This window comes from Bacillus sp. AC266, from assembly GCF_979253805.1.
Map to the genome: position 1 here is coordinate 139,709 of NZ_CEEDEC010000002.1, position 22,343 is coordinate 162,051.

At 37.1% G+C, this 22,343-nt stretch carries 27 protein-coding genes; 19 read left to right on the forward strand and 8 right to left on the reverse strand.

Translation table 11 applies throughout. From position 1 onward, the window contains the following. Positions 1–16 precede the first annotated feature (16 nt). Entirely contained in the window at positions 17–502 is a 486-nt protein-coding gene (gene moaC, locus AC0IXC_RS08180) for a cyclic pyranopterin monophosphate synthase MoaC (RefSeq protein ID WP_002129484.1), read from the reverse strand. Between the two features lie 83 nt (positions 503–585). On the opposite strand from moaC, the gene AC0IXC_RS08185 reads away from it, so the two are divergent. From AC0IXC_RS08185 to AC0IXC_RS08215, 7 genes are all read left to right on the forward strand, one after another. Next, the gene (locus AC0IXC_RS08185; protein WP_060750862.1) at positions 586–1,875 is read left to right on the forward strand and encodes a molybdopterin molybdotransferase MoeA; all 1,290 of its coding nucleotides are present in this window, start codon (positions 586–588) and stop codon (positions 1,873–1,875) included. Beyond that, a complete protein-coding gene (gene mobB, locus AC0IXC_RS08190; RefSeq protein ID WP_002143449.1) occupies positions 1,839–2,360 on the forward strand; it encodes a molybdopterin-guanine dinucleotide biosynthesis protein B in 522 nt (173 codons plus the stop codon). The genes AC0IXC_RS08185 and mobB overlap by 37 nt, the downstream gene beginning before the upstream one ends. Then, positions 2,357–2,821 carry a molybdopterin synthase catalytic subunit MoaE gene (moaE, locus tag AC0IXC_RS08195; RefSeq protein WP_471652816.1) on the forward strand — a complete coding sequence of 155 codons (465 nt, stop codon included), beginning with the start codon at positions 2,357–2,359 and terminating at the stop codon, positions 2,819–2,821. The genes mobB and moaE overlap by 4 nt, the downstream gene beginning before the upstream one ends. Before the next feature lie 2 nt (positions 2,822–2,823). Next, positions 2,824–3,057, forward strand: coding sequence for a molybdopterin converting factor subunit 1 (gene moaD, locus AC0IXC_RS08200; protein WP_002015653.1), 234 nt, complete (start codon positions 2,824–2,826; stop codon positions 3,055–3,057). 99 nt (positions 3,058–3,156) lie between these two features. Beyond that, complete coding sequence (locus tag AC0IXC_RS08205; RefSeq protein WP_471652818.1) at positions 3,157–3,579, forward strand: DUF3888 domain-containing protein; 423 nt, start codon at positions 3,157–3,159, stop codon at positions 3,577–3,579. A 33-nt stretch (positions 3,580–3,612) separates the two neighbouring features. Further along, the gene (gene glcU, locus AC0IXC_RS08210; protein ID WP_002015656.1) at positions 3,613–4,470 is read left to right on the forward strand and encodes a glucose uptake protein GlcU; all 858 of its coding nucleotides are present in this window, start codon (positions 3,613–3,615) and stop codon (positions 4,468–4,470) included. Between the two features lie 12 nt (positions 4,471–4,482). Continuing rightward, the gene (locus AC0IXC_RS08215) at positions 4,483–5,268 is read left to right on the forward strand and encodes a glucose 1-dehydrogenase (protein WP_002015659.1); all 786 of its coding nucleotides are present in this window, start codon (positions 4,483–4,485) and stop codon (positions 5,266–5,268) included. A 73-nt stretch (positions 5,269–5,341) separates the two neighbouring features. On the opposite strand, the gene AC0IXC_RS08220 is transcribed toward AC0IXC_RS08215, so the two are convergent. Continuing rightward, the gene (locus AC0IXC_RS08220; protein WP_088032244.1) at positions 5,342–5,836 is read right to left on the reverse strand and encodes a CarD family transcriptional regulator; all 495 of its coding nucleotides are present in this window, start codon (positions 5,834–5,836) and stop codon (positions 5,342–5,344) included. Between the two features lie 265 nt (positions 5,837–6,101). Here AC0IXC_RS08220 and AC0IXC_RS08225 point away from each other — a divergent pair, with 265 nt between their 5' ends. Beyond that, the gene (locus AC0IXC_RS08225) at positions 6,102–6,338 is read left to right on the forward strand and encodes a DUF2553 family protein (protein ID WP_002089059.1); all 237 of its coding nucleotides are present in this window, start codon (positions 6,102–6,104) and stop codon (positions 6,336–6,338) included. Position 6,339: 1 nt separating this feature from the next. After that, positions 6,340–6,522, forward strand: coding sequence for a sporulation protein Cse60 (locus tag AC0IXC_RS08230; RefSeq protein WP_000621746.1), 183 nt, complete (start codon positions 6,340–6,342; stop codon positions 6,520–6,522). A gap of 34 nt (positions 6,523–6,556) precedes the next feature. Here the strand turns inward: AC0IXC_RS08230 and AC0IXC_RS08235 are convergent, their stop codons facing one another. Next, entirely contained in the window at positions 6,557–6,784 is a 228-nt protein-coding gene (locus AC0IXC_RS08235; RefSeq protein WP_002129470.1) for a DUF3973 domain-containing protein, read from the reverse strand. A 424-nt stretch (positions 6,785–7,208) separates the two neighbouring features. Between AC0IXC_RS08235 and AC0IXC_RS08240 the strand changes: the two genes are divergently transcribed. Both AC0IXC_RS08240 and AC0IXC_RS08245 read left to right on the forward strand, forming a co-directional pair. Next, positions 7,209–7,640, forward strand: a complete 432-nt coding sequence (locus AC0IXC_RS08240; protein ID WP_353825534.1) for an SRPBCC family protein — start codon at positions 7,209–7,211, stop codon at positions 7,638–7,640. Continuing rightward, positions 7,641–7,964, forward strand: coding sequence for an ArsR/SmtB family transcription factor (locus AC0IXC_RS08245; protein WP_002015665.1), 324 nt, complete (start codon positions 7,641–7,643; stop codon positions 7,962–7,964). Positions 7,965–8,004: 40 nt separating this feature from the next. Here AC0IXC_RS08245 and AC0IXC_RS08250 read toward each other — a convergent pair whose 3' ends face one another. Both AC0IXC_RS08250 and AC0IXC_RS08255 read right to left on the reverse strand, forming a co-directional pair. Then, positions 8,005–9,447 (reverse strand): MDR family MFS transporter, encoded by a 1,443-nt coding sequence (locus tag AC0IXC_RS08250; RefSeq protein WP_078173965.1) that lies wholly within the window; start codon positions 9,445–9,447, stop codon positions 8,005–8,007. Positions 9,448–9,660: 213 nt separating this feature from the next. Further along, complete coding sequence (locus AC0IXC_RS08255; RefSeq protein WP_471652819.1) at positions 9,661–10,932, reverse strand: BaiN/RdsA family NAD(P)/FAD-dependent oxidoreductase; 1,272 nt, start codon at positions 10,930–10,932, stop codon at positions 9,661–9,663. Positions 10,933–11,215: 283 nt separating this feature from the next. Here AC0IXC_RS08255 and AC0IXC_RS08260 point away from each other — a divergent pair, with 283 nt between their 5' ends. Together AC0IXC_RS08260 and AC0IXC_RS08265 are read left to right on the forward strand one after the other, a co-directional pair. Beyond that, positions 11,216–12,868: a putative polysaccharide biosynthesis protein gene (locus AC0IXC_RS08260; protein ID WP_429684990.1), complete on the forward strand. Its 1,653-nt coding sequence runs from the start codon at positions 11,216–11,218 to the stop codon at positions 12,866–12,868. 41 nt (positions 12,869–12,909) lie between these two features. Next, positions 12,910–13,638: a pseudouridine synthase gene (locus AC0IXC_RS08265; RefSeq protein ID WP_002034388.1), complete on the forward strand. Its 729-nt coding sequence runs from the start codon at positions 12,910–12,912 to the stop codon at positions 13,636–13,638. A gap of 82 nt (positions 13,639–13,720) precedes the next feature. Here the strand turns inward: AC0IXC_RS08265 and AC0IXC_RS08270 are convergent, their stop codons facing one another. Next, positions 13,721–13,942, reverse strand: a complete 222-nt coding sequence (locus AC0IXC_RS08270; protein WP_000805512.1) for a DeoR family transcriptional regulator — start codon at positions 13,940–13,942, stop codon at positions 13,721–13,723. 357 nt (positions 13,943–14,299) lie between these two features. Between AC0IXC_RS08270 and pepV the strand changes: the two genes are divergently transcribed. From pepV to AC0IXC_RS08290, 4 genes are all read left to right on the forward strand, one after another. Then, positions 14,300–15,706, forward strand: a complete 1,407-nt coding sequence (gene pepV, locus AC0IXC_RS08275) for a dipeptidase PepV (RefSeq protein ID WP_002034386.1) — start codon at positions 14,300–14,302, stop codon at positions 15,704–15,706. A 103-nt stretch (positions 15,707–15,809) separates the two neighbouring features. Further along, a complete protein-coding gene (thpR, locus tag AC0IXC_RS08280) occupies positions 15,810–16,355 on the forward strand; it encodes an RNA 2',3'-cyclic phosphodiesterase (protein ID WP_471652820.1) in 546 nt (181 codons plus the stop codon). Between the two features lie 137 nt (positions 16,356–16,492). Beyond that, positions 16,493–18,634 carry a type I pullulanase gene (gene pulA / locus AC0IXC_RS08285; RefSeq protein ID WP_471652821.1) on the forward strand — a complete coding sequence of 714 codons (2,142 nt, stop codon included), beginning with the start codon at positions 16,493–16,495 and terminating at the stop codon, positions 18,632–18,634. A 245-nt stretch (positions 18,635–18,879) separates the two neighbouring features. Next, complete coding sequence (locus AC0IXC_RS08290) at positions 18,880–19,677, forward strand: phosphotransferase family protein (protein ID WP_002034382.1); 798 nt, start codon at positions 18,880–18,882, stop codon at positions 19,675–19,677. A gap of 3 nt (positions 19,678–19,680) precedes the next feature. Here the strand turns inward: AC0IXC_RS08290 and AC0IXC_RS08295 are convergent, their stop codons facing one another. After that, positions 19,681–19,959, reverse strand: a complete 279-nt coding sequence (locus AC0IXC_RS08295; protein ID WP_002015625.1) for a YtzH-like family protein — start codon at positions 19,957–19,959, stop codon at positions 19,681–19,683. A 232-nt stretch (positions 19,960–20,191) separates the two neighbouring features. On the opposite strand from AC0IXC_RS08295, the gene trmB reads away from it, so the two are divergent. Both trmB and AC0IXC_RS08305 read left to right on the forward strand, forming a co-directional pair. Continuing rightward, complete coding sequence (gene trmB, locus AC0IXC_RS08300; RefSeq protein WP_002015624.1) at positions 20,192–20,845, forward strand: tRNA (guanosine(46)-N7)-methyltransferase TrmB; 654 nt, start codon at positions 20,192–20,194, stop codon at positions 20,843–20,845. A 70-nt stretch (positions 20,846–20,915) separates the two neighbouring features. Continuing rightward, positions 20,916–21,770, forward strand: a complete 855-nt coding sequence (locus tag AC0IXC_RS08305; protein WP_471652822.1) for a YtnP family quorum-quenching lactonase — start codon at positions 20,916–20,918, stop codon at positions 21,768–21,770. A 128-nt stretch (positions 21,771–21,898) separates the two neighbouring features. On the opposite strand, the gene AC0IXC_RS08310 is transcribed toward AC0IXC_RS08305, so the two are convergent. Then, a complete protein-coding gene (locus tag AC0IXC_RS08310) occupies positions 21,899–22,210 on the reverse strand; it encodes a PepSY domain-containing protein (RefSeq protein ID WP_002015622.1) in 312 nt (103 codons plus the stop codon). Positions 22,211–22,343 lie beyond the last annotated feature (133 nt).

Genomic DNA, 22,343 nt, shown 5'->3' on the forward strand with positions numbered 1-22,343 from the left:
AATGGAAAAGGTAGGATTAAGAATTTCTAATATAATCTCCATTTTTTCCGCCCGTTTTTTCAAGTAAGTACGTTTCGCCAATAATCATACCCTTATCAACGGCTTTACACATGTCATATACAGTAAGAGCGGTAGCGGAAGCAGCTGTTAAAGCTTCCATCTCAACGCCGGTACTACCTTCTGTTTTAACTTTTACTTCAATAAGTAGCCGATATTGTTCTTCTGACTGTTTCCAATCGAAAGAGACATCAACACCTTTTAATAATAAAGGATGGCACATTGGGATAATATCAGAAGTACGTTTTGCAGCCATAATACCTGCGATTTGTGCGACGGCTAATACGTCACCTTTACCAATTTCGTTGCGTGAGATTTTATCAAAAATTTCTTTTGTAACGAGAATGCTAGAGCATGCTATTGCTGTTCGAACGGTTATTTTTTTGTCACTTATATCAACCATTTTAGCGCGCCCTTGGTCGTTGAAATGTGTGAATGAAGACATGGAATTCCTCCTTGAAGTAATTGCGATTTAATATATAAAGTGTAATCGAGATTAGATATTTTGCAAATATGAGGTGAGAAACAATGGTAGAAAAACGAATCCCGATTCAAGTTGCTGAGGCTGTAGAGCGGGTTATGAAATATGCTAAGCATGGTGAAGTAGAAGAAGTTTCTATTACAGAAAGTTATGGTAGGATTCTTGGAGAGGATGTTGTCTCAGATCACGACGTTCCTCACTTTGATCGTTCTCCTTACGATGGTTTCGCAATTCGAGCAGAAGACACGAAGGAAGCGAGTCAAGAGCAGCCGATTGAATTTGAAGTAATAGGGGAAATCGGAGCAGGATCTGTTTTTACAGAAGAAGTAGGGGCTTTTCAGGCGGTTCGTATTATGACAGGAGCAGCTATTCCAGAAGATTGCAATGCAGTCGTAATGCTAGAACTGACGGAAGGATTCGAGAGGAACGAAAGTACATATATGAAGTTAAAACGTCCTTTCCAAAACGGTGACAATGTGTCATTTAAAGGAGAAGATATAAAACAAAATCAAGTCCTCGTTAAGAAAGGTGTTGTAATCAATCCAGGTGTTGCCGCATTATTAGCGACGTTTGGATATAGCACTGTGAAAGTTGTAAAACAGCCTGTTGTCGGTATTGTAACGACAGGAAGTGAATTACTAGAAGTGCATGAGGCGTTAGAGCCAGGGAAAATTAGAAATAGTAACTCTTACATGATTGCCGCTCAAATTATGAAAGCTGGCGGGAAAGTGCGTTACTATGGGCAACTTGCCGATGAGTTAGATGCATGTTTTACAGCTGTTAAATCAGCGATGGATGAGGTTGATATTTTAATTACAACGGGCGGTGTTTCAGTAGGGGATTACGACTATTTGCCAGCTATTTATGAAAGGTTACAGGCGAATGTACTCTTTAATAAAATAGCGATGAGACCGGGGAGTGTAACGACAGTAGCTGAAGTTGATGGAAAGCTACTCTTTGGTTTATCAGGTAATCCATCAGCTTGTTATGTAGGTTTCGAATTATTTGTGCATCCAATTATGAAAACGTATTTGCATGTGAAGGAGCCTCACGTATATAGAACTGATGCTATTTTACAAAAAGATTTCCCGAAACCAAATCCGTTTACTCGTTTTGTAAGAGCAAAAGCGAGTATTGTTAATGGGGCACTACAAGCGATGCCAGTCGGTTTAGATAAATCGAGTGCAGTCTCTTCACTTGCGGATGCAAATGCTTTTATCGTGCTGCCTGGAGGGACGAGAGGATTTGAAGTAGGAATGAAAGTATCTGTATTATTGTTAGAATGCTCTGAGGGAAGTGATTGGCCGTGGGCAAAGCCTCTTCAATCTTACAAATAGTAGGGTATCAAAATAGCGGAAAAACAACACTTGTAGAGAAGATGGTACATGCATTAGCTGAAAGAGAAATGAAGGTTGCTACAATTAAACATCATGGTCACGGGGGCTTTCCTGAAGTAGCGCAAAAAGATAGTGAAAGACACCGAAAAGCTGGTGCTGTAGTAAGTAGTGTAGAAGGTGCTGGATTACTATCTTTGTCCTCTTTGCGAGATGAATGGTCCTTGCAAGAAATTATCCGCTTGTACGAATTTTTTGAAGTAGATACGATTTTAATAGAGGGCTATAAAGCTGAGAACTATCCGAAAGTAGTGTTACTTCGTTCTGCGGAAGACGCTGAACTTTTACATAAAGTAGAAAATATAGCGGCAGTTATTACGTGGTATGATGCTTCGTCAAATGTACGAGAAGAATATAAAGTATTTCATATAACAGAAGAAAAATTGTATATAGACTGGTTTTTACAAACAGCTAGGGGTGCAAAATGATAAATACGTATTATGAAGTAATTGATACAGAAATCTCGATTGAAGAGGTGACAAAGAAAGTAGTTCGCCGTGAATGTGGTGCTGTTACAACATTTATCGGGACAGTTAGGGAGTTTACGAAAGGGCGTCGTACACTATACTTAGAGTATGTAGCTTATAAGACGATGGCAGAAAAGATGCTACAGAAAATTGGGTCAGAAGTGAAGGAGAAGTGGCCCGGTACACATGTTGCGATTACGCATCGCATCGGCAAGCTGCAAATTTCTGATATAGCGGTTGTTGTTGCTGTATCAACGCCTCATCGCAAAGAGGCTTATGAAGCGAATGAATATATTATGGAGCGTATTAAGCAAATTGTTCCAATTTGGAAAAAGGAGTTTTGGGAAGATGGTGACTCATGGATTGGTGACCAATTAGAAAAAACACCATATCCAGCAGGAGAGCCTGGGAAGGAGTTATAAATATGATTCGAGTATTGTTATTTGCGAACTTGCAAGAAGAAGCAGGAACGAGTGAATTACAAATAGAGAAAGAAGATATTACTGTTGCAGAGTTAAAAGATATTGTTGCGAAAGAATATAATGTACCAGTTTCAGCGCCAATTATGGTTGCGATTAATGAAGAGTACGCAAATGAAGATGACACGATACACACTGGTGATGTAGTTGCACTAATACCACCAGTGAGTGGTGGTTAATATTGGATTTATGCTATGAAAAACGACTTTCCTAAATAGGGAAAGTCGTTTTTTTATGGCATTTTGGAGAACACTATCTTATAGGAAAAGGAGGAAGTTATGAAAAAGATATGTGTAATGATTGCAATGATATATTCTGTTTTTTTCTTTTCTCCAAGCAATTCTTTGGCAAAAGAATCGACGGAACAGCTTTTAGAAAGTGCGTTACTGAATCGATATTACTCGGTTATAAGGCAAGTGACAGAAGATCAATATGAATGTGACTCAGTTACAAATATAAAGCGTCTAGGCAAGAAAGATGAGTTTGTTCCTAGGTTTGAAGTTACGATACAATTTCTTACATTTCAAGGGGCACATAATCCGCCGAATGATAAAGTTACACTTACTTTGGAAGACAATTTAGATCACATAAAGATAAAGAAAGTGGAGCGAGAAAAGAATGTTTCTGGTGCTATTGTAGAAAAGATTTGTGCACGAAAAAACGAAAAAATAAAAGCTCACTCTAATGATTTAGAGCGATAACCTATGACATTTTGTAGAGAAAGGTAATGAGCGATGGATATACTTTTAGCGATTTTACCAGCTATATTTTGGGGGAGTATTGTGCTATTTAACGTGAAACTGGGTGGGGGACCGTATAGTCAAACGCTCGGTACAACGTTCGGTGCACTTATCTTCTCAATTGTTGTTTATATTTTTATGAAGCCGGTATTAACTCCGACCGTTATTGGAGTTGGAATTGTATCTGGCTTATTTTGGGCACTTGGTCAAGCGAATCAATTAAAAAGTATTGATTTAATGGGTGTTTCTAGGACGATGCCGATTTCAACAGGGCTTCAATTAGTCGCGACAACATTATTTGGGGTTATCGTGTTTCATGAATGGTCAACGACGATATCGGTCGTTCTTGGAGTTTTGGCGCTCGTTTGTATTATTATCGGGGTTATTTTAACATCGCTTCAAAGTAAAGAAGAGAAGAATGCAGAGCAAGCAGGAAATTTTAAAAAAGGAATTATTATTTTATTAATTTCAACAGTCGGTTATTTAGTTTACGTAGTAGTTATCCGGTTATTTAACGTGAACGGTTGGTCGGCTTTATTACCACAAGCGGTCGGTATGGTATTAGGCGGGATTTTACTCACATTTAAACATCATCCATTCAATAAATATGCGATTCGAAATATTCTTCCAGGATTGATTTGGGCAGCTGGAAATATGTTTTTATTCATTTCGCAGCCAAGAGTTGGGGTCGCAACAAGTTTTTCCCTTTCACAAATGGGAATTATTATTTCGACGCTTGGCGGGATTTTTATATTAGGTGAAAGGAAAACGAAGCGTCAATTAATTGGGATTGTTATTGGTATCGTTTTTATCATTGCAGCTGGAATTATGCTGGGGATTGCGAAAAGTTAAGGAGGTATTAAAATGTATAGTGATTTAGAAGGGAAAGTCGTCGTTATTACAGGATCAGCAACTGGTCTTGGAAGAGCCATGGGAGTAAGATTTGCTAAAGAGAAGGCGAAAGTTGTTATTAACTATCGCTCAAGAGAGTCAGAAGCGAACGATGTATTAGAAGAAATAAAAAAGGTAGGCGGGGAAGCAATTGCTGTAAAAGGTGATGTGACGGTCGAGGCAGATGTTGTGAATCTCATTCAATCTGCTGTGAAAGAATTTGGTACGCTCGACGTTATGATTAATAATGCAGGGATAGAAAATGCGGTACCGTCGCATGAAATGCCGTTAGAGGATTGGAATAAAGTAATTCATACAAATTTAACAGGTGCTTTTTTAGGAAGTCGTGAAGCGATTAAATATTTTGTGGAACACGATATTAAAGGTTCGGTTATTAATATGTCTAGTGTTCATGAGAAAATCCCGTGGCCATTATTTGTGCATTATGCGGCTAGTAAGGGGGGGATTAAGCTTATGACAGAAACGTTAGCGTTAGAATATGCACCAAAAGGTATTCGGGTAAATAATATTGGGCCTGGTGCAATTAATACGCCAATTAATGCTGAAAAATTTGCTGACCCGAAAAAACGTGACGACGTAGAAAGTATGATTCCAATGGGGTATATTGGAAAACCTGAAGAAATCGCAGCAGTAGCAACGTGGCTCGCTTCAGCAGAGGCAAGTTACGTAACCGGAATTACGTTATTTGCAGATGGTGGAATGACTTTATACCCATCGTTTCAAGCGGGGCGTGGGTAATATGAAAGGCCAAAGAGATTTAACTCTTTGGCCTTTTTTAAGCAAAAAAAATAGCGGTCGGCTATTTTTAAAATTAATGATTGATTGTATCTTGAAGAAATTCTGTTGCTTGATGTTCTGAAACATTCTGTACAAGTGCAACTTCACTAATAACCATTTTACGCGCATTATCTAGCATTTGTTTTTCGCTCGCATTTAATGCTCTTTCTTTATTGCGACGAAGTAAATCACGAACAACTTCTGCACTAGCTTGAAGTTTGCCGTTTTTCATTTTTTCCATATTCATTGTATATCTTTGTTTCCAAGAGAGTGAGGGGTCTGATTCCCCATGATGAAATTCAAGAAGTATACCATCTAACGTACCTTTATCGACGATGTAACGTATACCGGATTTTTGTAATTGATTCATTGGAAGCATTACTTGCATATCTTTACTAATGATACGTATAACACAATATTGACGCGTAGTGCCTAATATTTCTTTCTCTTCAATTGCTTCGATGATACCTGCACCGTGCATTGGATAAACGATTTTATCACCTATTTGAAACAAATCATCCACCTCCATATGTGGTAACCACTTTTAATGATAACATACTAGGGTAAAAATGTCAAATTTTATATAATATCACATCTGATATACTGTAGTCAATATATAAAAGTCGTTTTTTTGTTTGTTTTTTTGCTCTTATAAGTTGAATAAATAGGGGGAATTTTTTTAGAAAAATAGTACAGGCGCAGAAAGAGGGCATATCCACTTATTTTTAAGCATAAAATATAAAATCGCTAATACAATATACCTAAATCCGTTCTTTGCAAGGGAGGGAGAGAAGGTGGGGCGCACAATTAGAATTGATATTACAAATAAAGTTGTAGCCAAATTTAGGCAAGATTATTTGGAATTATATACGAGTAAGTTTATGATAGGTAAGTTTTATGTCTATACTGAAGATAAACAATATGTGTTAGAAGACGGATATATATATGAAGATGGAAAGTTTTATCGCATCATAGATACGCACCGTGGCAATAAACAAGCGGCGGAGGGCTGCGATCTAGGATGGTGTTAACATGATTCGTGTGAAAGTGTTTGATGAAAGTCATGAAAAAGACTTAGAAGACGCTGTAAATGTATTTTTGAAAAAAATTGATGATGGAAATTTTGTAGATATAAAGTATCAAGTTGGTGTTTCAATTAACGATGATGAAAATCAAATTTATTGTTTTTCAGCAATGATCGTTTATAAAGCATAAAAAAGAGCTGGGTGAGCCAGCTCTTTTTTATGTTTTATGTTGGGACAACATGTGTCGGTAATACGTTCATAATAGATTGAGTTGTGCCTAATTTCTTTGTCGCTAAAAGAGGCGCCCCTGTTTCATGGTTTTGGGCATCTGTACACATACCAAGGTGATAACGATCACCTAAAAATGGATCAATATAAAAACCGTTTTTAAAAACTTTATCATTCGGGTGTTTTTCATGGTGAATTTCAGAACAGTTAATGCAATAGAACATAGCTTTCATCTCCTTTTTATTTTTGTTTAAAAAAGTGGGTCGGTAGTCATTTCGCTCCTAAAGAAATGTTGAGGAGAAGAGAAATAACTACCTACCCAAATGGCGGGCATACTCCTTCTGATTTTTACATATCTCGCGTATTGTCCCCGAGGGAAGGAGGGGAGACGAAGTACAGATGAGATAAGTTAGGCGCTTCTCTCAATAGGAGTGATAGAGTTTCATATTGAGGGAATTTTCTATTTTTCATTGCCTTTGTGAGTATATTATGAAGGAATGGTGAGAGGGTGTTTGTCCTGTTGAAAAAATGTTGAGAATTTCTCAACAGTGAAAAAGAGTCTTTCTTGACATGTAACCAAAAGGTGTTATATTGTTAATGTGAAACTAAAAGGTGTTATATTTTAATGCCGAATAAAGGAGATATAAAATGGAACAACAAAATATATTAAATGATATTAAACAAACAATCGTTTTTAACGCGCCTATTCAAAAAGTATGGAAGGTAGTATCGACTGCAGAAGGAATTGCGTCATGGTTTATGCCAAATGATTTCGAATTGGCGGTAGGACATGAGTTTCATGTGCAATCACCTTTCGGACCATCACCATGTAAAGTGTTAGAGATTGATGAGCCGAATTATTTATCTTTCTCATGGGACACAGATGGCTGGGTTGTTTCATTTAATTTGAAAGACCTAGGAGATAATAAAACAGAATTTACGTTAATTCACGGCGGCTGGAAACATCCTGATGAAATCCTTCCGAAAGCGAATGCGAAGAGCTCTATTATTCGCGATAGAATGAATGGTGGCTGGATAGCGATTGTAAATGAAAAACTGAAAAAGGTTGTCGAAGGTTAAGTGTCCTCGTCAGCAGCGAAATATGATGTATTTCAAGCAATTGCTGATCCAACCCGCCGAGAAGTGTTACGGTTATTAAGTGATAAAGAGTTACCAATTTCAAAAATAACGGATCATTTTCCGATGAGCCGTACTGCAGTTGTAAAGCACCTTCATATTCTTTCAGAAGCGAATTTAGTGAGTGGAAGAAAGAGCGGAAGAGAGAAGATATATCGTTTGCATCCAGAACCATTAGAGGAATTACAGCAGTGGCTCTCGTACTATGAACGATTTTGGGATAATAAATTGTCCGTGCTTAAACATATTGTGGAGAATGAAGAGTAGATTTTATGCAAAAAGGATGACCAAAATGGTCATCCTCTTTTTATTGTTCACTTGTTTGTTTAGCTGGCTTTAATAGGATCCAAGCGATAATTAATGTGAATACCGCTAATACGAAAGTGCTCATATAAATGACGTGTACACTTGATGCTAATGCGGATTGTGACTCGGTTACTACGTTTGCTGTAGCCCCTCCATGTCCGCCAGAAGAAACAAGATCAAGGTTTTTAATGCCACGTGCATGAATCATCGTATTGAAGATCGTTCCGAAGATTGCAGCTCCTAGTGTTTGACTAAATGTATTAATAAATGTATTTAAACCAACTGCCGTTCCGCGCGTATGGGCCGGTACAGCTGCTTGAATTGTTACCATGTAAATTGGTGTAACAAGCCCCATTCCTAAGCCGAATAATCCGACTGCAACATAAATAAGGAATGATGGTGAATCTGTTGATAATGTAAATAATAAGAAAGTAGCAACTGATAAAATGCTAGCTCCAAGTAAAATAATTTGTTTCGTTTGTAACTTGCCAACTAAGTTACCGGAGAACATAGCACCGAATGTCCACATAACAGGAATCGGCATTAAAATGAGTCCAGCCTCTGTCGCATTTTTTCCTAAAACACCTTGGCTCCAAATTGGAAGATACACTGTAATACTAATAATCATTGCGCCAGCAATAAGTGTTAGTATGTTTATTGTAGATAATGTACGGTTAGAGAAAAGTGCTAGCGGAATTAATGGCTCCGGAGACTTTTTCTCGATGTATAAGAAAATAATGAATGAAACAGCGGCAAAGATTAATAGGCCGATAATTGAAATGTCTCCCCAGTTTTGCTTACTGCTACCTGTTAATAATGCGTATAGTAAAGCAATTGTACTTAATGAGAAAACTGTCGCACCAAGATAGTCGATATGTTGCTTAGCGGCGGACTTAACAGATTCCTTATAAGAAGTGGCAAACATTAAGCAAGCGATAATTCCAAAAGGAACGTTTAAGAAGAAAATATAACGCCAAGAAAGAGAATCAACTAAAAATCCACCTACTAACGGCCCAATAACACCAGATACACCCCAAACGGCACTCATCCAGCCTTGTGCTTTCGCGCGGTCTTTAGCTTCGCTATATAGATCTCCAATAATCGTCATTGTGATCGGCATAACAGCACCAGCCCCTATACCTTGAAGAGCACGGAAGAAGATTAATTGTTCCATTGATGTAACGACTCCGCAAAGTGCAGAACCGATTAAGAAGATTGTTGCTCCGATGAGCAGAACTTTTTTACGGCCGAATAAATCAGCTAGCTTTCCGTATATTGGAGTCGAAACAGCTGTTGCAAGCATATAGATTGCATATACCCAACTAACAAGTTCGACACCTGACAAATCACTCGTTATACGAGGGATCGCTGTACTAACAATCGTTCCTTCTACCGCAGAAAGAAACGTCATTAGCATTAAAGACATCATGACTTTTTTTCTCATTTGTTTTCCCCTTACCCTTTTTCGAATATTCAACAATATAAAATATAAAGGTACTAAGGTATATAAAGCAACAAAAAAGCAATGGGAAGTTAGGAGGAAGGGATATTTTTGAAGAAACGGTCGATATATTTAAAGTATCGCCAATATAATTTCGTGTACTGCTTTGCTATTTCAACATACTAAAAAAAGAAACAGGAGTCCCTGTTTCTTTTTTTAGTATTGCATTTTCGCATTTTGTCCTGCTGTTGTTCCGGCAATTCGGCCAGTAACAAGGGCAGATGTAATGTTATAGCCGCCAGTATAACCGTGAATATCAAGAACTTCTCCGCAGAAGTATAAACCATTCGTGAATTTCGAAGCCATTTCTTTCGGGTTAATTTCTTTAACGGATACCCCTCCGCCAGTAACGAATGCTTTTTCAATTGACTGCGTACCATTTACATGGACGGTAAATTCTTTAAAGTCTTTCACAAGTGCGCGAATCTTCTCATGAGAAACTTGTCCAGCTTGTTCGCTACCGTCAATTTCATTTTTTTCTAATAAGAATAGGAAGTAACGTTCAGGAACATAGCCTTTTAAAACGTTTTTAATTCCTTTTTTCGGATCTTCTTTCATTTGTTTCAGCATGCGCTGGAACAGTTGCTCACTATTTTCTTCTGGCAATGCATCGATACTCATGTGCACTGTGTTCGTTTTAAACTTTTTCATCGCTTTCACAACGAATTGGCTACAGCGAAGAGCAGCAGGACCAGATAGGCCGAAGTGAGTGAAAAGCATGTCCATTTTATGAGAAATGATAACTTTTCCTTTCGGGTTTAATACACTTAAGTTTACATCTCGTAAAGCAAGACCTTGTAATGTGCGGTTACGAATAAACGGTTCGTTTGAAAGAATTGGTACTTCTGTTGGGAAAAGTTCTGTAATTGTATGCCCAGCTTTTTCAGCCCAAGCGTATCCGTCTCCAGTAGAACCAGTTTGAGGAACAGATTTTCCGCCAACAGCGATAACGACGTGATTCGTTTCTAACACTTCACCTGTTTGCAGAATAACAGCCTTCGTTTGACCGTTTTCATACTCAATCGTTTCGACAGGCGTATTCGTACGTATTTTCACACCTAAGTCTTTTAATCGTGTTAACAGTGCATCTACAACAGATTGCGCTTTATTTGATACTGGGAACATGCGGCCATGGTCCTCTTCTTTCAGTTGTACACCGAGATTTTCGAAGAATGTAATAATATCTTCATTACTGAAAATAGAAAAAGCACTGTATAAGAAGCGACCATTTCCAGGTATATGTTTAACGATTTCATCAAGTGGTAGACGGTTCGTTACGTTACAACGACCACCACCAGAAATCGCAAGTTTACGTCCTAGTTTATTTCCTTTATCAAGAAGTAAGACGCTTGCGCCTTCTTCAGCAGCACCGATTGCAGCCATTAGCCCTGAAGGACCGCCGCCGATGACAATAACATCATAATGCATAATATATCGACCTCATTTTCTACATTTCCTGCCTAAAAGAATAGCATGTTTTCCCTTAAAAGAAAAATAGAGTGAAGTACTGCTTAAGAGGAGAATTGTGGTACAATACAAAAGTTAGAGTTCAGCATTATCGTGCTATTTATGGGCAATAAGACTACTACCTTAAGATTTTGGAGAAGTAAAGAGGGAGTTAAAAAGGTCCGTAAATGCTCGAATGATTAGTAGGAGGGGAGTCTCCCACTAATTATAGTTTCACTTTATGTAGATGTAGGAGGATTTTCGTATGTCCGATTCAAAATTTCTGCGCGGAACGCTTATTGTGACGTTAGGGACATTTTTAGTAAAGTTCTTAGGCATGATTTACGTTTTTCCGTTTCATGCATTAGTAGGCACAGAAGGCGGAACGCTCTATACATATGGATACATTCCATATACGATATTTTTAAGTATCGCAACGGCAGGAGTGCCGCTTGCTGTTTCTAAGTTTGTTTCCAAATATAATGCACTTGGAGATTATAAAACGAGCCGGAGAATGTTCCGCTCGGGAATGGTTATGATGATAGTAACAGGAGTTCTTTCCTTCTTAGTACTGTACATGACCGCACCATTATTTGCAGAAGCAATGCTTGGTAAACAAAGTTTACAAAATAAGGTAGAAGAAGTTACGACGATTATTCGCCTCGTAAGTTTTGCGCTTATTGTTGTGCCGGCAGCAAGTTTGATTCGTGGTTATTTCCAAGGCCACCAATCGATGGGACCGACTACGGTTTCACAAATTATTGAGCAAATTATTCGTATCGTCTTTTTATTAGCGGGTAGTTTCATCGTTATTAAAGTACTTGGCGGTACAGTAGCAACGGCAGTTGGGGTTGCGACATTCGCTGCGTTCGTTTCAGCAGTTGGAGCACTTGGCGTATTAATTTGGTACTGGTTAAAACGTAAAAAATATTTGGATCAATATTTAATTGAGCAAACTGTACCAGAATCGACGGTAAGTACCGCTCAATTGTTTAAAGAGTTGTTTGCATATGCAATCCCTTACGTTGTAATTGGATTAACAATTCCTTTATATCAACAAATTGATACATTGACATTTAACTCTATTATGCAGGCGATTGGTCAAGGAGATATCGCAGAGCGAGCACTCGGTATTTTCACGATGTGGACGCATAAATTAATTATGATTCCAGTATCACTTGCAACAGCGTTTAGTTTAACGCTCGTGCCAGCGATTACAAAGTCGTTTACTGAAAAGCAATACCGTTATTTGAAATTACAAATTACACAAACATTCCAGGCGAATATGTTTTTAACATTGCCAGCAGTTGTCGGTATTTCTACACTTGCATATCCGATTTACACTGCTTTCTACGATTCAGACCCACTAGGTGGACAAGTATTAATGTGGTATGCGCCAGTTGCATTGTTATTCGCTTTATTCACAGTAACAGCAGCAATTCTGCAAGGGATTAACCAGCAGAAACATGCGGTTATTGCGCTTGTGATGGGTGTTATTTTGAAATTTGCATGTAACGTAATCTTTATTCGTTATTTCGGTACAGTTGGGGCGATTTTGGCTACTGCAGTCGGCTTCTTAGCTTCCGTATGGTATACGAATAGACAAATTAAAAAACACGCACACTATTCATTTGGTGTTGTATATAAGAGAACATTCCAAATTGCAGTCTTAACACTTGTAATGGTTATTGCTGTAAAACTATCACAATGGCTTCTATCCTTCATGATTTCGCCTGATGGCCGTATTGGTGCTCTTATTACAGTTGCGATTTGTGCAGGTATTGGTGGTCTTGTTTACGGATTGTTAGCGATTCGCACAGGAGTACTGGAAAGAGTATTTGGCGGAGAAGCTTTAGAGAAAATCCAGCGTAAACTTGGTAGTAGATTCAAAATAAAGTTGAAATCAAAAGGGGCGTAAATACGTCCCCTTTTCTATGATAAATAAAGAAGGTGAAGAACATGAGATTAGATAAATTATTAGCGAATATGGGACACGGAAGTAGAAAAGAAGTAAAGAAATTACTGAAAGACGGCGTTGTGAAGATTGATGGAACGCCAGTGAAAGATGCGAAGTTTCATGTGAATGTAGAAGAGCAAGAGGTTATGATTCACGGTGAAGTTGTGGAATATAAAGAGTTTGTTTATTTAATGATGCATAAACCACAAGGTGTTATTTCAGCGACAGAAGATGATAACCACGAAACAGTAATAGATTTATTAGAATTAGAAGATGCGATTTTCGATCCATTCCCTGTTGGAAGGCTCGATATTGATACAGAAGGTTTCTTATTAATCACAAATGATGGGAAGTTAACGCATCAACTATTATCTCCGAAAAAGCATGTGCCGAAAAAATATTATGCACACATTTCAGGTGTTGTAACGGAAGAGGATGTAATAGAATTCGCTAAAGGTGTTATTTTAGAAGATGGCTATGAAACGAAGCCAGGCGAACTTACAATTTTAAAAAGTGATGATATTTCTGAGATTGAACTCGTTATTACAGAAGGAAAATTCCATCAAGTGAAGCGTATGTTTGAAGCGGTAGGGAAAAAAGTAGTTTATTTAAAGAGAACAGAGATGGGACCTTTAATGTTAGATGAAGAGTTAGAACTTGGGCAATATCGTGAATTAACAGATGAAGAAGTAGAAATGTTAAAGACGTATCAAGTAGATAACGAAAAGTAACGCCAATTTCAGAGCATAGAAAAGACCCCTTTCTAATGAGTTAGAAAGGGGTATGTATTTATTTACATACAATTATTTTTTATTATGAGGTCATTCTCACTTTCTTTCCTGTCGTTGTCCACTTGCCGCGGCAAGGGCTATACACGAGTTCATTAAACTGCAACACATTTAGATCACGTTGTATTGTTCGCGGTGTGATCCCGAACTCATCTACAAGGTCTTTCGTTGTTACCGTACCGTTTTCATTGATGTACATATAAATCGATTTAATGCGTGTTAGCATACGAGTAGTTGTAGGTTTCAAGAGAAAACCGCTCCTCTACTAGTTTTTTTGACCCCATTCAGGAAAGAAGGTCGTTACTACCATTGTACTCTACATGATAAAATTCATGCTTTAACTTACTTAAATTTTACAAAAGTTTAACAAATATTCATATAGAAAAATATTGGTAGTTGACATTGTATGTCTGGTCAGTCAACTAACTCATAAATTTCTACGTAAAACGCCAAATTCCTGCAAATTTTTTTGAAAAAATAAAAGAAAAACTAATAAGAAATATCTGAAATATTACAATTGTCCGTTATTAGTTTTTCATGTATGGCATAAGAGATTTTCGTTTGCTATGATGAAAGAGACAATATAGTGAAGGATGGATGCGTGATGTCGACGATTAATTGGACAGAAGAAGTTACAAAACGAAAAGATGATTTAATTCGTGATACACAAAAATTTTTACAAATTAAAAGTGTATGGGAAGAAGAATCTGCGAAAGAGGGCGCACCATTTGGTGAAGGTGTAGAAAAAGCCTTATCTTTCATGTTACATAAAGGAGAAGCAGAAGGTTTCTGTTCTAAAAATTTAGAAGGATATGCAGGTCATCTTGAAATGGGACAAGGAGAAGAATTAGTAGGTATTCTTTGTCACGTTGATGTTGTACCAGAAGGAGATGGCTGGACAACTCCTGCGTATAGTGCGGATATTCGCGACGGGAAGATTTTTGCACGCGGTGCAATTGATGATAAAGGGCCGACGATGGCAGCTTATTATGCGATGAAAATCGTTAAAGAATTAGGCTTACCTCTTTCAAAACGTGTTCGTATGATTTTAGGAACAGATGAGGAAAGTAATTGGAAGTGTGTAGATCATTATTTTAAAAATGAAGAAATGCCAACAATCGGTTTTGCGCCGGATGCAGATTTTCCGATTATTAATGCGGAAAAAGGAATTTCTGACATACAAGTTGTGCAAAGTGGTGGCGAAGAGAAAGAAGGCACATTTAAGCTTATTTCATTTGAGTCAGGTCGTCGTTTAAATATGGTTCCTGATTTTGCAGAAGCAGTTATTACAGGAGAAGATGTAAATACACTTACAGTAGCATATGAAGAGTATTTACAAACTGCTAAAAAAATAGGTAAAGCAATTGTAGAAGGAAAGACGGTGACGTTGCAAATCAAAGGGATTTCAGCTCACGGATCTACTCCGGAAAAGGGAGAAAATGCAGGTTTATTATTGGTAAACTTCTTAACGAAAGTTTCTCTTGATGGAAAAGGGGCTTCATTTGCCTCGTTTGTAACAGAAACATTTACAGGTGATATTATGGGAGAAAAAGCTGGTATTTCTTATAAAGACGATATTAGCGGGCCGTTAACAGTGAATGTTGGTCGCCTGTCTTACTCGCAAGAAAACGGTGGTAATTTAGGATTAAATGTACGCTATCCAGTTACAACTAACTTTGAAGAAACGATTGCAAAGTTAAAAGAATATGTTGGTACTCATGGATTTGAAGTAGCGGATTATTCTAACTCTCGCCCGCATCACGTTGACAAAGATCATACGTTAATTCGTACTTTACAACGTGTATATGAAGAACAAACTGGTGAAAAAGCTGAATTGTTAGCAATTGGCGGTGGTACTTATGCTCGTTCATTGAAAGCTGGCGTTGCATTTGGCCCGTTATTCCCAGGAAAAGAAGAACTTGCGCATCAAAAAGATGAGTACATTGAAATTGAAGATTTATTAAAAGCGACAGCGATTTATGCTCAGGCAATTCATGAATTAGCGAAATAAAAGATATTTAAATAATGACCGCTCTCTACTTTAGAGGGCGGATTCTTTTTAGCTGAATGAGATAAGGAAGAAAAGCAACAATAACATAAAGGAGACGATGTAGATGGTGCCGCATTATTTTGTCGCAGTAACTTTACCACGTCATATAAAAGAAATTCTTTCTAATTATAAAGAGGAAATGAAGGGTGAATTACCATTTCGCTCGTGGGTATATGAAGAAGACTATCATATTACCCTTTCATTTTTAGGAAGTGCGACAGAGGAACAGTTAGAAGGAATAAAGAATGGATTACAAACACTTACAGAAAAAACGGAATTATCGTTCACGTTACAAGGACTTTCTACATTCGGACAGGTGGACCAGCCGCGTATATTTTGGGCGGGGATAAGTGATAATCAAGATTTGTTTAGTTTACAAAAGCAAGTGCATACAATTTGTGAAGAAAATGGCTTCTCTCTAGATACACGTCCTTATCATCCACATATTACTGTTGCGCGTAAATGGGTAGGAGAAAAAGTGTTTGATCTGACAAATGTAAAAGAGTTACCTGTAACATTATTTCAAGCAGATACGATTACTTTGTATGAATCTCACGTTAAGGAAACGCCGAAGTATAAATCGATTACTGAAATAAAACTACAAAAATAGAATGTATGAAAACGTTTTTTATACAGGTGAATATACTATAGGGAATAATGTGTTACTGTATAGAGCTTCGCTGATAAGAAAATCCTTATCATTTGCAGCTCGTTTCATTTTAACTTTAAGAATGATGGTGATTTTTTATGTTGAAAGTAAAACGTCCATTTGATGCCTATTTAGATGAAATGAATAAAATTACAATTTTGCTCCCGCATGCGTATGGAACAAGCCGGACATTTCGTTTACAAGAAGGAAGCAATGTGAAAGAGTTACCGATTGTTCATACTATTGCTCTTCCAGATGCAACGAAGTATGAATGCTTTATAGAAGAGCCGATAGATGTGGGGAAGTATTATACAGTACGGGATGAACGGAATGAAGAAACAGATTTACAAATAGGCGCTGTGATTCGAACAGTAGTTTTCGATGAAAAATATTATTACGAAGGTACCGACTTAGGTGCTGTGTATAAAAACGAAGAAACAATATTTAAAGTATGGGCTCCGACTGCAAGGCTTGCGAAAGTACGGATTTATAAAAGTGATAAAGAATATATTGATTATGAAATGTACAGAGAAGAAAACGGAGTGTGGATTCATACATTACAAGGTGATCATGATGGAGCACGATATACATTCCTTGTTTGTATTAATTTAATATGGAACGAAGCGGTTGACCCTTATGCAAAGTCTGCGACGATAAATGGAAAATACGGCGTCGTTATCGATTTGGAAAAAACGAATGTGACAAAACGAGTAGAATTATCACCATTACAGTCAATGACAGATGCCATATTGTATGAACTGCATATTCGTGACGCTACTATTCACCCAAACAGTGGGGTGAATAAGAAAGGAACATATAAAGGGCTAATGGAAGAGGAGACAGTAGGGCGAAATGGGACATTAACAGGATTGTCTTATATAAAAGATTTAGGCGTTACACATGTTGAACTATTACCTTTACATTGTTTTGGTGGTATAGATGAAGTGAATCCTGCTTCCGCATATAATTGGGGCTATAATCCGTTATATTACAATATACCAACAGGGTTTTATGTTACAAATCTTTCTGATCCATATAACAGGATAGTAGAGTGTAAACAACTAATTGAAACATTTCATGATCACGACATTCGAGTGATTATAGATGTTGTATACAATCATGTTTATGAAAGAGAATTATCATCATTTGAGAAGCTTGTCCCGGGATATTATTTTCGTCATGGGGAAGACGGTATGCCTTCTAATGGGACGGGAGTTGGAAATGATATAGCATCTGAACGGAAAATGATGAGGAAATTTATTATAGAATCTGTTTTATATTGGCTTACTGAATACAATGTTGATGGATTCCGATTTGATTTAATGGGAATTTTAGATGTTGAAACGATGAATGAATTAGAAAAAGAAGTACGAAAAATAAAGCAGGATGCGCTGTTATTAGGTGAAGGATGGGATTTGCAAACACCGCTTCCTCTTGAAGAGAAAGCGACGTTAAATAATGCGAATAAAATGCCATGTATCGCACAGTTTAATGATCAATTTCGTGATGGAATAAAAGGAAGTACTTTTAATATAAATAAACGTGGCTTTGCATTTGGTGGGCATGTAGACTGTAATCATTTGCAGTATATAGTAGCTGGTAGCCTTTTAAGTATGAAAGAAACAGGATTGTTCCTAGAGCCAGTACAAAGCATCAACTATGTAGAATGTCATGACAATATGACGATGTGGGATAAACTAGTGCAAAGTAATCCAGAATCAGAAGAAATTTTGAAAAGGCGCCATCGTTTAGCAACTGCAATGGTTATTCTTTCACAAGGGATTCCTTTCTTACATGCGGGGCAAGAGTTTTATCGTACGAAGCAAGGGAATGAAAATAGTTATAATGCAAATGATGAAATTAATCAATTAGATTGGGATCAAAAAGAGAAAGAGATGGAGACCGTTAACTATATAAAAGGGTTAATTGCGATTCGCAAAGGGCACGGGGCATTCCGATTACAAAATGTAGACCTTATAAAAAAGCATATGACTTTTTTGCAAACGTCTACAGAAGTACTGGCATACCACCTAGAGCATGTAGAATTATTTGGACCGTGGAAAGAGATTGTAGTTTTATTTAATAGCGGTTTGGAAGCTAAAACGGTACAGCTTCCAAAAGAAGAAACGTGGCATGTGTTAGTAAACGAAAAGCAAGCGAAAATAGAGCCAATTTCTTCATTTAGAGGAAAGGAACTTCAATTGGCTCCAATTAGCACGTATATATTGACGATAATGTGACAAATCGCTACTTGACGATGAGAATGTAATAAATGTAGAATTGACAAAGGTGACGATTTTCATAATTTGTCATTCTATGATTGATTTTGTAAAATAAACTAGAAGAACAGGTGATTTATCCTGTTTTCGGCTTATGCCAAGTTTTTTCATTCAAATACAGTAAAATATATGAATCCACAACATGTGTAGAAATGTTGCGGTTTTTCTTTTCATAACTATAAAAGATAAGGATTTGTTAACGGGTAATGAATATGGAATGGTTGGAACAATTATTAGGAAAAGAGTGGAGTCTTATACCGGCTGGTGGAGTAACGGGCGATGCATATATTGCGCAAAACGGACAACAAAAGTTATTTTTAAAGCGGAATACATCGCCCTTTTTAGCGGTATTGTCAGCAGAAGGAATTGTTCCAAAATTACTTTGGACAAGAAGGGTAACGAACGGTGATGTAATTTCTGCTCAAAAATGGCTTCCGGGACAGAAGTTAGAGCCAGAGGATATGAAACTAGAACGTGTTGCGAAACTTTTGAAGAAAATACACTCCTCTAAAGCGCTTGTGCAGATGATTCAAAGGCTAGGAAAGCAGCCGCTTCATGCGCAAGAGTTATTACAACAATTACAGCTCGTTTTAAGAGGAGATATAAGAGTTGATGAAACAATTCAGCAAGGTCTGCAATATTTAACGGAGTCATTAAAAGATATTGAGTACAATGAATTCGTTGTATGCCATTGTGATGTAAACCATAACAATTGGATATTGTCGGACGAAGATGAATTGTTTTTAATTGATTGGGATGGGGCTGTTATTGCTGACCCAGCTTTAGATCTTGGTATGTTATTATATTGGTATGTTCCGCGCCATGAATGGAGTGAGTGGCTCGGATATTATGAGATTGAACTAGATGAATCATTGCTTAGGCGTATGAGATGGTATGTGATAGCACAAACGATTTTATCTATGCAATGGCACACAACAAAAAAGCAGCAAGCAGAAGCTAAATATTGGCATCAATATTTACAGCAACTACTTGCTTCAGAATAATACTTAAGAAAAATTGTCCATTCCAGCAATCCACTGAGTAAGTTGTTCTTGATTATTGGAAATATGGTTGTCCAAATTAGAGGAAGATTTACCCGATTGACTATAAGAATATACATCGTTTAGCATTACTTTAGTGTCACTACTTATACTATCGTTTGCGAGTAACGATTGAATGAGTCGCTCTAATTGCTCGCATTCAGAAACTGTCCCGCAGCAATCACTTTGATGGTTGATTAAAATATCTTTTAACACTTCTAATTGATGCTGTTGATTAATTGGCATGAACGGATCATCCTTTCGAGTGTTTTTCTCTCCCTAGAAATGTAAGAGAAAAAGCTGTTTCGTCATGGAATGTTTAATGCTTTATGTAGTTTTTATCAAAATGGTACATCTTATACTTGAAAGAAACGGACCGAGTGCTCGTACGTACTTGGTTTTTTGTTTGATAGATTGATTAAAACAGAAAGAAGGAATTTTTCCTTTAAAATAGTTTTGTAAAGAGAGGGAGACATCTATGCGTTTAAGACATAAGCCTTATGCAATGGATCGAATTAATGAGTATTCACATATCGTAATTGGAAACCCAGAGGAGAGCGCTGGTAACTGGAAAGAAATATTTGGAAATGAACAGCCAATTCATATTGAAGTAGGTACAGGACGTGGCCGCTTCATGTATGATATGGCAAAAGCAAATCCGCATATTAACTATATTGGAATTGAAAAATTCACAAGTGTTGTTGTAGATGCACTTGATAAATTAATTGAAGAAGAAGTACCGAACTTAAAGTTAATTAATAAAGATGCTGAAGATTTAACAGTTTTCTTTGCGAAAGGTGAAATTGACCGCGTTTATTTAAACTTCTCAGATCCATGGCCGAAGAATCGTCATACGAAGCGTCGTTTAACGTATAAAACATTTTTACGCAATTATGAAGAAGTGTTAGTAGATGGCGGAGAAATTCATTTCAAAACTGATAACCAAGGTTTATTTGAATATTCTATTATGAGTATGGCTGAGTATGGTATGTTATTAACTTACCTTAGCCTAGATCTTCATAATAGTGATTATGAAGGAAACATTATGACAGAATACGAAGAGAAATTTTCTAGTAAAGGTCATCGTATTTATCGAGTTGAAGCAAAATATCGTACGGAGCCTATGCAGTAATGCATAGGTTTTTTATATGAAAAATAATCGGAATATTATGTTAAAATTAAATAGAAAAGGGGGATGGGATATGGAACAGTTACAAATTGGAAATATAAAAGTGACGTGGCTAAAAGGTGGGAATACACATTTAGATGGAGGCGCGATGTTTGGAGTTGTGCCAAAAGTACTTTGGTCACGAAAATATAAACATAATGATACAAATCATATTTATTTACGAACAGATCCGTTACTCTTACAAACGAAAGAAGGAAACATGCTTATTGATTCAGGGATAGGGAATGGTAAATTGAATGAGAAAATGAAGCGGAATCAAGGTGTAACAGAAGAATCATCAGTTAAGGAATCTTTAGAAAAATTGGGACTGCATAATGAAGATATTCATTACGTCTTAATGACGCATCTTCATTTTGACCATGCATCTGGTTTAACAAAATGGGAGGGAAATCGCCTTGTTCCGGCGTTTCCGAACGCAACGATTTATGTAAGTGAGACTGAATGGAATGAAATGAAAAATCCGAATGTTAGATCGCGTAATACATATTGGAAGGAAAATTGGGAGCCAATCGTTGATAAGATTGTTACGTTCAGGCAAGAAATAGAAATTACGGATGAAATAAAGATGGTGCATACGGGTGGTCATAGCGATGGACATGCTGTTGTCGTCCTTGAAAGTCAGGGTGAAACGATGCTTCATTTAGCGGACATTTTACCGACGCATGCACATCAAAATGTATTATGGGTAATGGCATACGATGACTATCCAATGACATCGATTGAACATAAACAAAAGTGGATGAAGTATGGTGCTGAAAAAGAGGCGTGGTTTACTTTTTATCATGATGCATATTACCGTGCATTAAAGTGGAATGAGGAAGGGCATATAGTGGAGAAGATAGAGAGAAAAACAAATATAGAAGCTTAATATTAATAAGAGGAAGGTGTCCAAAAATATTTATTGGAACAATCTCCACTTATTATGTATTGCTGTTATTATCAGCTTTTGTTGGTAATTCTAAAAAAAAAGAGGTTCACCTAATGGGAAACCTCTTTTTATGCTGCTATAACCTCTAAAACAGTACCTGTTTTAGCATCAACTAAAAATTCAAATCGTTCTTGTATTTCATCTAACATCGTTGTAAGACCGCCGCGATAAACTTCGTACGCGACATCATATTTTTCAAATGCCTCCGGAACCATATGTACCCAAGAGCCAGTAATTTCACCTTTATGACTTAATGCTTGTTTCACCATTTTCAATGCTTTTTCTGAAGAAATATGGGATTGTTCTTGTACTTTGTTTGCAACGAAATAACCAGCTGCGAACCCAACGCCAAGACCTGTGACTAAACCTTTCCAGCTCATATATTCACCTCAATTCTGTAAAATAAAAATAGTGTACCAATAATAATTATAATGCAAATGCAACTAAAAAAGAAGAAACTAGAAACATTTCGAAAATTTCGTTACAATAAAAGAGGTATTCTACTAAGGTTTG

Excerpts from the sequence above, each read along its gene's own strand:
- AC0IXC_RS08230 (WP_000621746.1), top strand. The coding sequence starts at position 6,340 with ATGATTCGTGTGAAAGTGTTTGATGAAAGTCATGAAAAAGACTTAGAA.
- AC0IXC_RS08290 (WP_002034382.1), top strand. The coding sequence starts at position 18,880 with ATGAATATGGAATGGTTGGAACAATTATTAGGAAAAGAGTGGAGTCTT.
- AC0IXC_RS08310 (WP_002015622.1), bottom strand. The coding sequence starts at position 22,210 with ATGAGCTGGAAAGGTTTAGTCACAGGTCTTGGCGTTGGGTTCGCAGCT.
- AC0IXC_RS08185 (WP_060750862.1), top strand. The coding sequence starts at position 586 with ATGGTAGAAAAACGAATCCCGATTCAAGTTGCTGAGGCTGTAGAGCGG.
- glcU (WP_002015656.1), top strand. The coding sequence starts at position 3,613 with ATGGATATACTTTTAGCGATTTTACCAGCTATATTTTGGGGGAGTATT.
- moaC (WP_002129484.1), bottom strand. The coding sequence starts at position 502 with ATGTCTTCATTCACACATTTCAACGACCAAGGGCGCGCTAAAATGGTT.
- AC0IXC_RS08260 (WP_429684990.1), top strand. The coding sequence starts at position 11,216 with ATGTCCGATTCAAAATTTCTGCGCGGAACGCTTATTGTGACGTTAGGG.
- AC0IXC_RS08295 (WP_002015625.1), bottom strand. The coding sequence starts at position 19,959 with ATGCCAATTAATCAACAGCATCAATTAGAAGTGTTAAAAGATATTTTA.
- AC0IXC_RS08235 (WP_002129470.1), bottom strand. The coding sequence starts at position 6,784 with ATGTTCTATTGCATTAACTGTTCTGAAATTCACCATGAAAAACACCCG.
- pepV (WP_002034386.1), top strand. The coding sequence starts at position 14,300 with ATGTCGACGATTAATTGGACAGAAGAAGTTACAAAACGAAAAGATGAT.
- AC0IXC_RS08250 (WP_078173965.1), bottom strand. The coding sequence starts at position 9,447 with ATGAGAAAAAAAGTCATGATGTCTTTAATGCTAATGACGTTTCTTTCT.
- AC0IXC_RS08265 (WP_002034388.1), top strand. The coding sequence starts at position 12,910 with ATGAGATTAGATAAATTATTAGCGAATATGGGACACGGAAGTAGAAAA.
- AC0IXC_RS08220 (WP_088032244.1), bottom strand. The coding sequence starts at position 5,836 with ATGGAGGTGGATGATTTGTTTCAAATAGGTGATAAAATCGTTTATCCA.
- trmB (WP_002015624.1), top strand. The coding sequence starts at position 20,192 with ATGCGTTTAAGACATAAGCCTTATGCAATGGATCGAATTAATGAGTAT.
- AC0IXC_RS08215 (WP_002015659.1), top strand. The coding sequence starts at position 4,483 with ATGTATAGTGATTTAGAAGGGAAAGTCGTCGTTATTACAGGATCAGCA.
- moaD (WP_002015653.1), top strand. The coding sequence starts at position 2,824 with ATGATTCGAGTATTGTTATTTGCGAACTTGCAAGAAGAAGCAGGAACG.
- AC0IXC_RS08255 (WP_471652819.1), bottom strand. The coding sequence starts at position 10,932 with ATGCATTATGATGTTATTGTCATCGGCGGCGGTCCTTCAGGGCTAATG.
- pulA (WP_471652821.1), top strand. The coding sequence starts at position 16,493 with ATGTTGAAAGTAAAACGTCCATTTGATGCCTATTTAGATGAAATGAAT.
- AC0IXC_RS08240 (WP_353825534.1), top strand. The coding sequence starts at position 7,209 with ATGGAACAACAAAATATATTAAATGATATTAAACAAACAATCGTTTTT.
- AC0IXC_RS08205 (WP_471652818.1), top strand. The coding sequence starts at position 3,157 with ATGAAAAAGATATGTGTAATGATTGCAATGATATATTCTGTTTTTTTC.
- AC0IXC_RS08305 (WP_471652822.1), top strand. The coding sequence starts at position 20,916 with ATGGAACAGTTACAAATTGGAAATATAAAAGTGACGTGGCTAAAAGGT.
- thpR (WP_471652820.1), top strand. The coding sequence starts at position 15,810 with ATGGTGCCGCATTATTTTGTCGCAGTAACTTTACCACGTCATATAAAA.
- moaE (WP_471652816.1), top strand. The coding sequence starts at position 2,357 with ATGATAAATACGTATTATGAAGTAATTGATACAGAAATCTCGATTGAA.